This is a genomic window from Pseudomonas sp. WC1, assembly GCF_050586565.1.
Classification (GTDB): Bacteria; Pseudomonadota; Gammaproteobacteria; order Pseudomonadales; family Pseudomonadaceae; genus Aquipseudomonas.
Genome location: NZ_JBOBDQ010000011.1, coordinates 26,979 through 40,776 on the forward strand (window position 1 = coordinate 26,979; position 13,798 = coordinate 40,776).

Genomic DNA, 13,798 nt, shown 5'->3' on the forward strand with positions numbered 1-13,798 from the left:
GATTTGCAGAATTTAACGCCCGTGACGAACGGGTGGAATGGTTGAAAAACTTTCCAAGAGGATTTTGAAATGGCAGCAATTACTGCAGCGCTGGTCAAAGAACTGCGCGAGCGTACCGGCGAAGGCATGATGGATTGCAAGAAGGCCCTGGAAAAGGCCGGCGGCGACATCGAGAAAGCCATTGACGACATGCGTGCCTCGGGCGCCATCAAGGCCGCCAAGAAGGCTGGCAACGTTGCCGCCGAAGGCGCCATCGCCGTCAAGACCGACGGTAAATCCGCCGTCCTGCTGGAAGTGAACTCGCAGACCGACTTCCTGGCCCTGCAAGACGACTTCAAGAACTTCGTCGCCGAAAGCATCGAGCAGGCCTTCGCCGAGAAGCTGACCGACGCCGCTCCGCTGATCGCTTCGCGTGAAGCCGCTCGTGAAGCCCTGGTCGCCAAGTGCGGTGAGAACGTCAACATCCGTCGCCTGGTGCGCGTTGAAGGTGACGTTGTCGGTGCCTACCTGCACGGTAACAAGATCGGTGCAGTTGTTGTCCTGAAAGGCGGTGACGTCGATCTGGCCAAGAACATTGCCATGCACGTTGCCGCTTCGAACCCAGAGTTCCTGGATGCGTCGGAAATCTCTGCCGAGGCCATCGAGCGCGAGAAGAACGTCTTCCTGCAGCTGAACGCTGACAAGATCGCCGGCAAGCCGGAAAACATCGTTGAAAACATGATCAACGGTCGTATCTCCAAGTTCAAAGCCGAAGCCTCGCTGAAAGAGCAAGCCTTCGTGATGGACCCGGAAGTCAAAGTCGGCGCGCTGGCCAAGAAAGCCGGTGCCGAAATCGTTTCCTTCACCTACTTCAAGGTTGGCGAAGGCATCGAGAAGCCGGTTGACGACTTCGCTGCCGAAGTTGCCGCACAGGTAGCTGCCGCCAAGCAGTAAGACGGACTCGTCTGTCGCCCCAAAGAGGCTGCCCGCTCACGCGCGCAGCCTCTTTGTCAAAGCGGGAGTGGTTTACCAGACCGCTGCTCGCTGACGCAGTAGCTGCGTCACGCTAGAGTTACGCGCAGGCTGAAGCAGCCCGCCAGATTTTTACAAACGCCGCAGGAGAGATTCGCAATGGCTCAGCAGGGCAGTGGTCATCAGGCTCGCTATAAACGCATTCTACTCAAACTTAGCGGCGAGGCCCTGATGGGCTCGGAAGAGTTCGGGATCGACCCCAAGGTCCTGGATCGCATGGCGCTGGAAGTCGGCCAACTGGTAGGCATCGGCGTCCAGGTCGGCCTGGTGATCGGTGGTGGCAACCTGTTCCGTGGTGCGGCGCTCAGCGCGGCCGGCATGGATCGGGTCACTGGCGACCACATGGGCATGCTGGCCACCGTGATGAACGCACTGGCCATGCGCGACGCGCTGGAGCGGGCGAACATCACCGCGATCGTCATGTCGGCCATCTCCATGGTCGGCGTCACCGATCACTATGATCGCCGCAAGGCCATGCGCCACCTGAACTCGAAAGAAGTCGTGATCTTCGCTGCCGGTACCGGCAACCCGTTCTTCACCACCGACTCCGCCGCTTGCCTGCGCGCCATCGAAATCGATGCCGACGTGGTATTGAAGGCAACCAAGGTCGATGGTGTATACACTGCAGATCCATTCAAGGACCCGCATGCCGAGAAGTTCGATCATCTGTCCTACGATGAAGTGCTGGATCGCAAGCTGGGTGTAATGGACCTGACGGCAATCTGCCTGTGCCGCGATCACAAGATGCCGTTGCGCGTCTTCAACATGAACAAACCCGGCGCCCTGCTGAACATCGTGCATGGCGGCGCGGAAGGAACTCTGATCGAGGAAGTTCAAAAATGATCAACGAAATCAAGAAAGACGCCCAGGCGCGCATGCAAAAGTCGCTGGAGTCGCTGATCCACGCATTTGGCCAGATCCGCACTGGCAAGGCGCACCCCAGCGTCCTGGGTAGCGTGATGGTGCCTTACTATGGCACCGACACCCCGCTGACCAGCGTGGCCAACGTGACCGTGAAAGACAACCAGACCCTGCAAGTGGTGCCTTTCGAGCGCAACATGCTGGGCGCCATCGACAAGGCCATCGGCAGTGCCGGCTTGAACCTCAACCCGACCAACCTGGGTGAGTTGCTGCTGGTCAACATGCCCCCGCTGACCGAAGAAACCCGCAAGGGCTTCACCAAGCAGGCCCGCGCCGCAGCCGAAGATGCCCGCGTTGCCGTGCGCAACATTCGTCGTGACGCCATGGGTGACCTGAAGAAGCTGTCCAAGGACAAGGAAATCAGTGAAGACGAAGAGCGTCGTGCCAGTGCCGACATCGACAAGCTGATCAAGGATTTCGAGGCGCAGATCGCCAAGGCCACCGAAGCAAAAGAAAAGGACCTGATGGCCATCTAAGGGTCAGGACGCCTTCATGGAAAAGACCAAGCAGACTGTGCCCTCCGTGGTGCCGCGTCACGTGGCGATCATCATGGATGGGAATAATCGCTGGGCGAAGAAGCGCTTTATGCCCGGCGTTGCCGGGCATAAAGCGGGTGTCGATGCGGTGCGCGCCGTAATTGAAGTGTGCGCCGAGGCCAAGGTCGAGGTGCTCACGCTTTTTGCGTTCTCCAGTGAGAACTGGCAGCGACCGGCGGACGAAGTCAGTGCCCTCATGGACCTGTTCTTCAAGGCGCTGCGCCGAGAGGCCAAGCGCCTGAACGACAATAACATCAGCCTGCGCATCATCGGCGACCGCTCACGCTTCCACCCTGAACTCCAGGCTGCTATGCGCGAGGCTGAGGCTGCGACCGCCGGCAGCAACCGCTTCATCCTGCAGATCGCCGCCAACTACGGTGGCCAGTGGGATATTGCCCAGGCTGCCCAGCGCCTGGCGCGTGAAGTGCAGGCCGGCCATCTGCGGCCGGAGGACATCACGCCGGATCTGTTGCAGACCTGCCTGGTGACGGGTGACCTGCCATTGCCTGACCTGTGCATCCGCACCGGTGGCGAGCACCGCATCAGCAATTTCCTCTTGTGGCAGCTGGCCTACGCCGAGCTGTACTTCTCCGACCTCTATTGGCCGGACTTCAAACACGAGGCCATGCGCAATGCGCTGGCCGATTTCGCTTCGCGCCAGCGCCGCTTCGGTAAGACCAGCGAGCAGGTCGAAGCCGGAGCCCGTGCTTAATGCTTAAACAACGCATCATTACCGCGCTGATCCTGCTGCCGATCGCGGTGGGTGGTTTCTTCCTGCTCAATGGTGGGGATTTCGCCCTCTTCATCGGTTTCGTGGTGACGCTCGGTGCCTGGGAGTGGGCGCGCCTGGCCGGCCTGGTGGCGCAACCGTTGCGCATCGCCTATGCCGCCGTGGTCGCGGGCGGGCTGATGCTGCTCTACCTGATGCCGGATCTCGCGCCCTGGGTGCTGGGCGCTTCGGTGATCTGGTGGGCGCTGGCCACGTGGCTGGTGCTGACCTATCCGCGCAGCGGCGAGCTGTGGAGCAGTGCCGCCTGCCGCCTGCTGATCGGCCTGCTGGTGTTGCTGCCCGCCTGGCAGGGTCTGGTGCTGCTCAAGCACTGGCCGCTGGGCAACTGGCTGATCCTGGCGGTCATGGTGCTGGTCTGGGCGGCCGACATTGGTGCCTATTTCTCCGGCCGTGCCTTCGGCAAGCGCAAGCTGGCGCCACAGGTCAGCCCGGGCAAGAGCTGGGAGGGCGTGTATGGCGGCCTCGCGGTCAGCCTGCTGATCACCCTGGGCGTGGGCATTGCCCGTGACTGGAGTGTCGGCCAGGTGCTGCTGGGCTTGCTGGGCGCCGTGGTGGTGGTGATGTCTTCGGTGGTCGGCGACCTGACCGAAAGCATGTTCAAGCGCCGTGAAGGCATCAAGGACAGCAGCAACCTGCTGCCGGGCCATGGCGGCGTGCTTGATCGCATCGACAGCCTGACCGCGGCGATTCCGATGTTTGCCGTATTGTTGTGGGCGGCTGAGTGGGGTGTGATGTGAGTCGCGTGCAACGCATTACCGTGCTGGGGGCCACCGGCTCCATTGGCTTGAGCACGTTGGACGTCATCGCTCGCCATCCTGACCGTTACCAGGTGTTCGCCTTGAGCGGCTATTCGCGCATCGACGAGCTGCTGGCCCTGTGCGAGCGCCATCTCCCGGCGTACGCCGTGGTGCCGAGTGCCGAGGCGGCCGGGCGGCTGCGCGCGGGGCTGGCCAGGAGCGGATGTGCCACCGAGGTGCTGGAAGGTGAGGCCGGGCTGTGCCAGGTCGCCTCCGCATCGGAGGTCGATACCGTGATGGCCGCCATCGTTGGTGCTGCCGGCCTGCGTCCAACCCTGGCCGCGGTCGAGGCGGGCAAGAAGGTACTGTTGGCCAACAAGGAAGCCCTGGTGATGTCCGGGGCCCTGTTCATGCAGGCGGTGCAGCGTAGCGGCGCGGTGCTGCTGCCGATCGACAGCGAGCACAACGCGATATTCCAGTGCATGCCCGGCGACTACGCCCGGGGCCTGGGCGCTGTCGGCGTGCGCCGGATCCTGCTGACGGCCTCCGGCGGCCCGTTCCGCGAAACCCCGGCTGAAGCCTTGCTGGATGTCACGCCGGAACAGGCCTGCGCTCACCCGAATTGGTCCATGGGGCGCAAGATCTCGGTCGACTCGGCGAGCATGCTGAACAAAGGCCTGGAGCTGATCGAGGCCTGCTGGCTGTTCGATGCCAAGCCTTCGCAGGTCGAAGTGGTGGTGCACCCGCAGAGTGTCATCCACTCGTTGGTGGACTATGTCGATGGCTCGGTGCTCGCCCAGTTGGGCAACCCCGACATGCGCACGCCGATCTCCAATGCCCTGGCCTGGCCGGAGCGCATCGATTCGGGCGTGGCGCCGCTGGACCTGTTCGCCATCGCCCGTCTGGATTTCCAGGCCCCCGACGAACAGCGCTTCCCATGCCTGCGCCTGGCGCGTCAGGCTGCCGAGGCGGGCAACAGTGCGCCGGCGGTGCTCAATGCCGCCAACGAAGTGGCTGTCGAAGCGTTTCTCCAGCGGCGTATCCGCTTCCCGGAGATCGCGGGTATGATCGAACAAGTGCTCGACCAGGAGCCTGTGGTGGCATTGCCCACGCTCGACGCGGTATTCGCCGCCGACCAGCGTGCCCGGGAGCTGTCCCGGGAATGGTTGCGACGCCACGGCCGCTGAAGCCTGCGGCCGGCTCCGCCGAATGTCATCCGGAGATAGGACATGACTGCGCTCTACATGATTGTCGGCACGCTGATTGCGCTCGGCGTGCTGGTCACCTTCCACGAGTTCGGCCACTTCTGGGTGGCGCGGCGCTGCGGGGTCAAGGTCCTGCGCTTCTCGGTGGGCTTCGGTACGCCGTTGCTGCGCTGGCACGATCGCCAGGGCACCGAGTTCGTCGTTGCCGCGATTCCCCTGGGCGGCTACGTCAAGATGCTCGACGAGCGCGAGGGCGAGGTGCCGCCGGCGCTGGTCGAACAATCGTTCAACCGTAAATCGGTGCGCCAGCGCATCGCTATCGTGGCGGCCGGTCCGGTCGCCAACTTCCTCCTCGCGATCCTGTTCTTCTGGGTGCTGGCCATGCTCGGCTCGCAGCAGGTGCGCCCGGTCATTGGTGCGGTCGAGGCCGGCAGCCTGGCGGCCAGCGCTGGCCTCGGCGTCGGTCAGGAAATTGTTTCCATTGATGGCAAGCCGACCAACGGCTGGTCGGCGGTCAATCTGCAGCTGGTGCGTCGCCTCGGGGAGAGCGGCACGCTGCGAGTAGGTGTGCTCGATGAAGGGGCAACGGCCGAACGCCAGCTCGACATTACCCTGAACAATTGGCTCAAGGGCGCCGATGAGCCTGATCCGATCCAGTCCCTGGGCCTGCGTCCCTGGCGACCGGCGATGGTTCCGGTGCTGGCGGAGATCGATCCGAAAGGCCCGGCCGCCGCCGCCGGGCTCAAGACCGGTGACAAGCTGCTGGCGATCGACGGTATGGCGCTGGGCGACTGGCAGCAGGTGGTCGACGCGGTCCGCGCCCGCCCCGAGCGCACGGTGAACCTGCGCATCGAGCGCGACGGCGCAGCCCTTGAGGTACCGGTCACCCTGGCACGCAAGGGCGAAGGCCAGGCGTCTGCTGGATATCTGGGCGCCGGGGTCAAGGCGAGCGAATGGCCGGCGAAGATGCTTCGCGAGGTCAGTTACGGGCCGCTGGAGGCGGTGGGCGAGGGCTTGTCCCGCACTTGGAACATGAGTGTCCTGACCCTCGAATCGCTGAAGAAAATGCTGTTCGGAGAGCTCTCGGTAAAAAACTTGAGCGGACCGATAACCATTGCTAAAGTGGCGGGCGCTTCAGCCCAGTCGGGCGTTGGGGATTTCCTGAATTTCCTGGCCTACCTGAGCATAAGCCTGGGGGTTCTGAACCTGCTGCCCATCCCGGTACTGGATGGGGGGCATTTGCTGTTCTACCTGATCGAGTGGGCGCGCGGTCGTCCGCTCTCGGATCGGGTGCAAGGTTGGGGGGTCCAGATCGGTATCAGTTTGGTCGTCGGGGTGATGTTGCTCGCCCTGATCAACGATCTGGGTCGACTATAAAAGCTTCGCTCAATCGCGAAACCTGCCGCTTTCTCGCGGCGGGTTGTTTATTGCCAGTTGGAATAAAAGGACTTCATGAAACGTCTGCTGCTAACTGCGGTGCTCTCCGCACTGATGATCGCTGAAGTTCACGCCGAGTCCTTCACCATCTCCGATATTCGTGTCAACGGCCTGCAGCGGGTTTCCGCCGGCAGCGTGTTCGGCGCGTTGCCGCTGAACGTCGGTGACCAGGTCGACGACCGCCGTCTGGTCGAGTCCACCCGCTCGCTGTTCAAGACCGGCTTCTTCCAGGACATCCAGCTGAACCGCGACGGCAATGTCCTGATCATCAACGTGGTCGAGCGCCCTTCGGTGTCGAGCATCGAGATCGAAGGCAACAAGGCGATCAGCACCGAAGACCTGATGAAGGGGCTGAAGCAGTCGGGCCTGGCCGAAGGCGAGATCTTCCAGCGCGCGACGCTCGAAGGCGTGCGTAACGAGCTGCAGCGCCAGTACGTGGCCCAGGGCCGCTACTCCGCCGAAGTCGACGCCGAAGTCGTGCCGCAGCCGCGCAACCGCGTCGGCCTGAAGATCAAGATCAACGAAGGCACCGTGGCCGCGATCCAGCACATCAACGTGGTGGGCAATACGGTCTTCGACGACGAGACCCTAGGCCAGCTGTTCGAGCTCAAGACCACCAACTGGCTGTCGTTCTTCAAGAACGACGACAAGTACGCCCGCGAAAAACTGTCCGGTGACCTGGAGCGCCTGCGTTCCTACTACCTGGACCGCGGCTACATCAACATGGACATCGCGTCCACCCAGGTGTCGATCACCCCGGACAAGAAGCACGTCTACATCACCGTCAACATCAACGAGGGCGAGAAGTACACCGTCCGCGACGTGAAGTTGTCCGGTGACCTGAAAGTGCCGGAAGACCAGGTCAAGTCGCTGCTGCTGGTGCAGCCGGGCCAGGTGTTCTCGCGCAAGGTGATGACCACCACCTCTGACCTGATCACCCGTCGCCTGGGTAACGAAGGCTATACCTTCGCCAACGTCAACGGCGTGCCACAGCCGAACGACCAGGATCACACCGTCGACATCATGTTCGTCGTCGATCCGGGCAAGCGTGCCTACGTCAACCGCATCAACTACCGCGGCAACACCAAGACCGAAGACGAAGTGCTGCGCCGCGAAATGCGCCAGATGGAAGGCGGCTGGGCTTCGACCTACCTCATCGACCAATCCAAGACCCGCCTCGAGCGCCTGGGCTTCTTCAAGGAAGTCAACGTCGAGACGCCGCCGGTGCCGGGCACCGACGACCAGGTCGACGTCAACTACAGCGTCGAAGAGCAAGCCTCCGGCTCGATCACCGCCAGCGTCGGTTTCGCCCAGAGCGCGGGCCTGATCCTGGGTGGCTCGATCAGCCAGAACAACTTCCTGGGTACCGGTAACAAGGTCTCCATCGGCCTGACCCGTTCCGAATACCAGACCCGCTACAACTTCGGCTACGTTGATCCCTACTTCACCCCCGACGGTGTGAGCCTGGGTTACAACGCCTTCTACCGCAGCACCGACTACGACGACCTCGACGTCGACGTGGCCAGCTATGCGGTGGACAGCCTGGGTGCCGGCGTCAGCCTCGGCTACCCCATCAGCGAGACTTCGCGCCTGACCTACGGCCTGACCGTGCAGCAGGACAAGCTGAAGACCGGCCGCTACACCGTCGATGAGATCTTCAAGTTCATCCAGGACGAAGGCGACAACTTCCTCAACTTCAAGGCGTCGATCGGCTGGTCCGAGTCGACCCTTAACAAGGGCGTGCTGGCCACCCGTGGTCACTCGCAGAGCCTGACCCTCGAGACCACCGTGCCGGGCAGCGACCTGTCGTTCTACAAGCTCGACTACCGTGGCCAGCTGTTCAAGCCGATCAACAACGACTACACCCTGCGCCTGCACACCGAGCTGGGCTACGGTGACGGTTTTGGCGGCACTTCGGGGCTGCCGTTCTACGAGAACTACTACGCGGGCGGTTTCAACTCCGTGCGCGGCTTCAAGGACAGCACCCTGGGCCCACGCAGCACGCCTAGTAGCGGCAAGAACCCGGGCACCATCGCCGACCCGGACCAGGATCCGCTGCCGTTCGGTGGCAACGTCCTCGTCCAGGGCGGTGTGGAGCTGCTGTTCCCGCTGCCGTTCGTCAAGGACCAGCGTTCGCTGCGCACCTCCGTGTTCTGGGACGTGGGTAACGTGTTCGACACCAACTGCGGTTCCAAGCCGGACTGCACCAAGGTCGGTTTCTCGGACATGGCCAGTTCCGTCGGTCTGGGCGTAACCTGGATCACCGCGCTGGGCCCGCTGAGCTTCAGCCTGGCGATGCCGATCAAGAAGCCGGACGACGCCGACACGCAAGTGTTCCAATTCTCTCTGGGCCAGACCTTCTGAGGTCGGCCCTTGCATAACGACAACGGATTATCCAGGAGTGCATCGTGCGTAAGTTGACTCAACTGGCCCTTGTGGCCGCGGCGCTGGTCGCCACCCCGGCTTTCGCCGAAATGAAGGTTGCCGTGCTGAACTATCAGATGGCCCTGCTGGAATCCGACGCGGCCAAGAAATACGCCGTTGACGCCGAGAAGAAGTTCGGCCCGCAACTGACCAAGCTCAAGGGCCTGGAAAGCAGCGCCAAGGGCATCCAGGATCGCCTGATCAAGGGCGGCGACAAGATGCCTCAGCCAGAGCGCGAGCGTCTCGAACTCGAGTTCAAGCAAAAGGCCCGCGACTTCCAGTTCCAGTCCAAGGAACTCAACGAAGCCAAGGCCGTGGCGGATCGCGACATGCTCAAGCAGCTCAAGCCCAAGCTTGATGGCGCTGTCGAGGAAGTGATCAAGAAGGGCGGCTTCGACCTGGTGCTCGAGCGTGGCGCGGTCATCGATGTCAAGCCGCAGTACGACATCACCCGCCAGGTCATCGAGCGCATGAACCAAGCCCGTTGATATGACCGTAACCATGACACTCGGCCAGCTGGCCGAAGCCCTCGGCGCCGAGCTCAAAGGCCCCGAGGCGCTGGAAATCACCGGGTTGGCCACCTTGCAGGAGGCCGTTTCCGGGCAGCTGAGTTTCCTCGCCAACAAGCAGTACCGCAAGTTTCTGGACGATTCCACGGCCAGCGCGGTATTGCTCAAGGCCGAGGACGCCGAAGGTTTTGCCGGCAATGCCTTGATCGTGGCCGACCCGTATTTGGCGTACGCGCGCATCTCGCACCTGTTCGATCCGAAGCCCAAGGCTGTGGCGGGAATCCATCCCAGCGCCGTGGTTGCCGAGGATGCCCAGGTGGATGCCAGCGCCAGCATCGGTCCGTTCGCGGTGGTCGAAAGCGGCGCGCGAATCGACGCCAACGTGACGGTCGGCGCGCACTGTTTCATCGGTGCCCGTTGCATCATCGGCGAGGGTGGCTGGTTGGCACCCCGTGTCACGCTGTATCACGACGTGACCATTGGCAAGCGCGTGGTCATCCAGTCCGGCGCGGTGATCGGTGGCGAGGGCTTTGGCTTTGCCAACGAGAAAGGCATCTGGCGCAAGATCGCGCAGATCGGCGGCGTCACCCTGGGCGACGATGTCGAGATTGGCGTGAACACTGCGGTGGACCGCGGCGCCCTGTCGGACACGCGCATCGGTGATGGCGTCAAGCTCGACAACCAGATCCAGATCGCCCATAACGTGCAGGTCGGTGACCACACGGCGATGGCGGCCTGCGTCGGTATCTCGGGCAGCACCCGTATCGGCAAGCACTGCATGATTGCCGGTGGTGTCGGGATGGTCGGTCACATCGACGTCTGCGACAATGTTTTCGTCTCCGGCATGACCATGGTGACCCGTTCGATTACCGAACCGGGTGGCTACTCTTCCGGAACTGCCATGCAACCTTTGGCCGAATGGCGCAAGAGCGCCGCTCGCATTCGCCAGCTGGATGAGATGTCCAAGCGTCTCCAGCAGCTGGAAAAGCGTGTCGACACCGTGACCTCAGGTGGCCAGCCGACATCAGAAGGCTGATACCATTTACTGAGTGAGCGTTACAGTCGCTAGCTGGCTCCTCTTTGGATCTGCAAAAGGAGCGTGTGGTCAGCACCTGCGCTCCCTATTCTTATACAGGCTTCCCCCCGAAATGATGGACATCAACGAGATTCGCGAATACCTGCCTCACCGTTACCCGTTCCTGCTGGTGGACCGGGTGACGGAGCTGGACTTCGAGGCCCAAAGCATTCGTGCCTACAAGAATGTCAGCATCAACGAGCCGTTCTTCAATGGCCACTTCCCGGCGCATCCGATCATGCCGGGCGTGCTGATCATCGAGGCGATGGCCCAGGCGGCCGGGATTCTCGGATTCAAGATGCTCGACGCCAAGCCGGCTGACGGCACGCTTTACTACTTTGTCGGCTCCGACAAGCTGCGTTTCCGCCAACCGGTACTGCCGGGCGACCAACTGGTCCTGGAAGCGAAGTTCCTCAGCCGCAAGAGCATGATCTGGAAGTTCGAATGCCGTGCCCTGGTGGACGGCAAGCCAGTCTGCTCGGCCGAGATCACCTGTGCGGAACGCTCCCTATGAGTTCGATTGATCCACGGGCGATCATCGATCCCTCGGCCAAGCTGGCCGAGGGCGTCGAGGTTGGCCCCTGGTCGATCGTAGGCCCCGATGTGGAAATCGGGGAGGGCACCGTCATTGGCCCGCACGTCGTGCTTAAAGGGCCGACTCGTATTGGCAAGCACAACCGCATCTACCAGTTCTCCTCGATCGGTGAAGACACCCCTGACCTGAAGTACAAGGGTGAGCCGACGCGCCTGGTGATCGGTGACCACAATGTGATCCGCGAGGGTGTCACCATCCATCGCGGCACCGTGCAGGACCGTTCGGAAACGACGCTGGGCGATCACAACCTGATCATGGCCTATGCCCACATCGGCCATGACAGCGTCATCGGCAACCACTGCATCCTGGTCAACAACACCGCGTTGGCCGGGCACGTGCACGTGGGCGACTGGGCGATCCTGTCGGGCTACACATTGGTGCACCAGTACTGCCATATCGGCGCGCATGCCTTTTCCGGCATGGGTACCGCGATCGGCAAGGACGTGCCGGCTTACGTGACGGTGTTCGGCAGCCCGGCCGAGGCGCGCAGCATGAACTTCGAAGGCCTGCGCCGTCGTGGTTTCAGCGACGAGGTGCTGCATGCACTGCGCCGCGCCTACAAGGTTGTCTATCGCCAGGGCCTGACCGTCGAAGAGGCGCTCAAGGAGCTGGACGAGCTGGTGAGCCAGTTCCCGGAAGTCGACCTGTTCCGTCAATCGATCGCCAACTCCGCCCGCGGCATCACGCGCTGACATGGCCCAACTTTGCGTGGCGCTGGTCGCGGGCGAGGCCAGCGGCGACATCCTCGGTTCCGGCTTGATGCGTGCCATCAAGGCGCGCCACCCCGATGTGCGATTCATCGGCGTCGGCGGGCCATTGATGGAGGCCGAAGGCATGACCTCCTACTTCCCGATGGAACGCCTGGCCGTCATGGGCCTGGTCGAGGTGCTTGGGCGTCTGCGCGAGCTGCTCAAGCGGCGCAAGCTGTTGATCGAGACACTGATCGGTGAAAAGCCTGACGTGTTCATCGGTATCGATGCACCTGATTTCACCCTGAATATCGAACTCAAGCTGCGCCAGGCCGGGATCAAGACGGTGCACTACGTCAGCCCGTCGGTCTGGGCCTGGCGGCAGAAGCGTGTGCTGAAGATTCGCGAGGGGTGCGACCTGATGCTCACCCTGCTGCCGTTCGAGGCGCGCTTCTATGAAGAGCAGGGTGTGCCGGTGCGCTTCGTCGGCCACCCGTTGGCGGACACCATTCCCCTCGAAGCTGACCGTGGCGCGGCGCGTGCCGAGCTGGGCCTGGGTGATGGCCCGGTGATCGCCCTGATGCCCGGCAGCCGCGGCGGCGAAGTGGGGCGCCTGGGCGCCTTGTTCCTTGATGCGGCCCAGCGCCTGCGCGAGCTGGTGCCTGGCGCACGTTTCGTGCTGCCGTGCGCCAATGCCGCGCGCCGCGCCCAGGTCGAGCAGATGCTCGAAGGGCGCGAGCTGCCGCTGACCCTGCTCGACGGCCAGTCGCACAAGGCGCTGGCGGCGTGCGACGCGGTGCTGATCGCCTCGGGTACCGCCACCCTGGAAGCGATGCTGTACAAGCGGCCGATGGTGGTGGCCTATCGCCTGGCACCGTTGACGTACTGGATCCTCAAACGCATGGTCAAGAGCCCCTACGTGTCGCTGCCCAACTTGCTTGCCCAGCGGCTGTTGGTACCCGAGCTGCTGCAGGACGCCGCCACCAGCGAGGCCTTGGCGCAAACCCTGGCACCGCTGGTCAAGGATGGCGCGCAGCAGACCGACAGCTTCGACCAGATTCACCGCACCCTGCGCCGCGACGCCTCCAACCAGGCGGCCGACGCGGTGCTTGCCCTGTTGAAGGACCGCTGACATGCAGATTGGACTGGATTTCAACCTGGTCGAGGAACTGGTGGCAGGTGTAGACGAAGTGGGGCGGGGTCCGCTGTGCGGCGCGGTGGTAACCGCAGCGGTTATTCTCGACCCGCGCCGGCCGATCCTCGGGCTGAACGACTCGAAGAAACTCACCGAGGCCAAGCGCGATGCGCTGTTCGACGAGATCTGCGAAAAGGCGCTGAGTTTCTGCATCGCTCGCGCCGAGGTCGAGGAAATCGACCGACTGAACATCCTCCATGCGACCATGCTGGCCATGCAGCGTGCGGTCGAAGGGCTGCACGTCACGCCGAAACTGGCGCTGATCGATGGCAACCGCTGTCCGAAGCTTTCGGTACCGGCGGCTCCGGTGGTCAAGGGTGATTCGCAGGTGCCGGCAATCGCCGCCGCCTCGATTCTGGCCAAGGTCACCCGTGACCGCGAGATGAGCGCGTTCGAGCTGATCTACCCGGGTTATGGGATCGGCGGGCACAAGGGGTATCCGACCCCAGTGCACCTTGAGGCCCTGGCCCGTCTAGGGCCGACGCCCATTCATCGGCGTTCGTTCGCTCCTGTTCGAGCTGCCTGGGAAGCTCGTGAGGGCGTTTCCACCTTTCTGATCTGATTATCGCCATGCATCGCGGGGCAAGCCCGCTCCCACGCAGCCGATTCCATTGCAGGCTTGGCGTGGGAGCGGGCTTGCCCCGCGATGCATTCTGCAATCAACCGCTGACCTG

The 13,798-nt window shown here is 62.9% G+C and carries 14 protein-coding genes; all 14 read left to right on the top strand.

The window, feature by feature from the left end:
• Positions 1 to 69: 69 nt before the first annotated feature.
• The 14 genes from tsf to rnhB all read left to right on the top strand — a co-directional run bounded on the left by tsf (position 70) and on the right by rnhB (position 13,686).
• The gene (gene tsf / locus ACQ4OD_RS07480) at positions 70 to 933 is read left to right on the top strand and encodes a translation elongation factor Ts (RefSeq protein WP_023629890.1); all 864 of its coding nucleotides are present in this window, start codon (positions 70 to 72) and stop codon (positions 931 to 933) included.
• A gap of 177 nt (positions 934 to 1,110) precedes the next feature.
• Positions 1,111 to 1,854: a UMP kinase gene (pyrH, locus tag ACQ4OD_RS07485; RefSeq protein ID WP_023629889.1), complete on the top strand. Its 744-nt coding sequence runs from the start codon at positions 1,111 to 1,113 to the stop codon at positions 1,852 to 1,854.
• Positions 1,851 to 2,408, top strand: coding sequence for a ribosome recycling factor (gene frr / locus ACQ4OD_RS07490; protein ID WP_046854394.1), 558 nt, complete (start codon positions 1,851 to 1,853; stop codon positions 2,406 to 2,408). The genes pyrH and frr overlap by 4 nt, the downstream gene beginning before the upstream one ends.
• Positions 2,409 to 2,424: 16 nt before the next feature.
• On the top strand, positions 2,425 to 3,180 hold the full coding sequence (uppS, locus tag ACQ4OD_RS07495) for a polyprenyl diphosphate synthase (protein WP_102684051.1): 756 nt from the start codon (positions 2,425 to 2,427) through the stop codon (positions 3,178 to 3,180).
• Complete coding sequence (locus ACQ4OD_RS07500; RefSeq protein WP_038706689.1) at positions 3,180 to 3,995, top strand: phosphatidate cytidylyltransferase; 816 nt, start codon at positions 3,180 to 3,182, stop codon at positions 3,993 to 3,995. Before uppS ends, ACQ4OD_RS07500 begins: the two co-directional genes overlap by 1 nt.
• Positions 3,992 to 5,182, top strand: coding sequence for a 1-deoxy-D-xylulose-5-phosphate reductoisomerase (gene ispC / locus ACQ4OD_RS07505; protein WP_139669195.1), 1,191 nt, complete (start codon positions 3,992 to 3,994; stop codon positions 5,180 to 5,182). The genes ACQ4OD_RS07500 and ispC overlap by 4 nt, the downstream gene beginning before the upstream one ends.
• 42 nt (positions 5,183 to 5,224) lie before the next feature.
• Positions 5,225 to 6,577 carry an RIP metalloprotease RseP gene (gene rseP / locus ACQ4OD_RS07510; RefSeq protein WP_430944112.1) on the top strand — a complete coding sequence of 451 codons (1,353 nt, stop codon included), beginning with the start codon at positions 5,225 to 5,227 and terminating at the stop codon, positions 6,575 to 6,577.
• A 75-nt stretch (positions 6,578 to 6,652) separates the two neighbouring features.
• Complete coding sequence (bamA, locus tag ACQ4OD_RS07515) at positions 6,653 to 9,001, top strand: outer membrane protein assembly factor BamA (RefSeq protein ID WP_102684054.1); 2,349 nt, start codon at positions 6,653 to 6,655, stop codon at positions 8,999 to 9,001.
• Positions 9,002 to 9,045: 44 nt separating this feature from the next.
• Positions 9,046 to 9,549: an OmpH family outer membrane protein gene (locus ACQ4OD_RS07520; RefSeq protein ID WP_023629834.1), complete on the top strand. Its 504-nt coding sequence runs from the start codon at positions 9,046 to 9,048 to the stop codon at positions 9,547 to 9,549.
• Position 9,550: 1 nt separating this feature from the next.
• Complete coding sequence (lpxD, locus tag ACQ4OD_RS07525) at positions 9,551 to 10,606, top strand: UDP-3-O-(3-hydroxymyristoyl)glucosamine N-acyltransferase (protein WP_430944113.1); 1,056 nt, start codon at positions 9,551 to 9,553, stop codon at positions 10,604 to 10,606.
• Positions 10,607 to 10,718: 112 nt separating this feature from the next.
• Positions 10,719 to 11,159 carry a 3-hydroxyacyl-ACP dehydratase FabZ gene (fabZ, locus tag ACQ4OD_RS07530; RefSeq protein WP_011535269.1) on the top strand — a complete coding sequence of 147 codons (441 nt, stop codon included), beginning with the start codon at positions 10,719 to 10,721 and terminating at the stop codon, positions 11,157 to 11,159.
• Positions 11,156 to 11,932, top strand: coding sequence for an acyl-ACP--UDP-N-acetylglucosamine O-acyltransferase (lpxA, locus tag ACQ4OD_RS07535; protein WP_102684056.1), 777 nt, complete (start codon positions 11,156 to 11,158; stop codon positions 11,930 to 11,932). Before fabZ ends, lpxA begins: the two co-directional genes overlap by 4 nt.
• Position 11,933: 1 nt before the next feature.
• On the top strand, positions 11,934 to 13,061 hold the full coding sequence (gene lpxB / locus ACQ4OD_RS07540) for a lipid-A-disaccharide synthase (RefSeq protein WP_046854401.1): 1,128 nt from the start codon (positions 11,934 to 11,936) through the stop codon (positions 13,059 to 13,061).
• Between the two features lies 1 nt (position 13,062).
• On the top strand, positions 13,063 to 13,686 hold the full coding sequence (gene rnhB / locus ACQ4OD_RS07545; protein ID WP_139669201.1) for a ribonuclease HII: 624 nt from the start codon (positions 13,063 to 13,065) through the stop codon (positions 13,684 to 13,686).
• Positions 13,687 to 13,798: the final 112 nt, after the last annotated feature.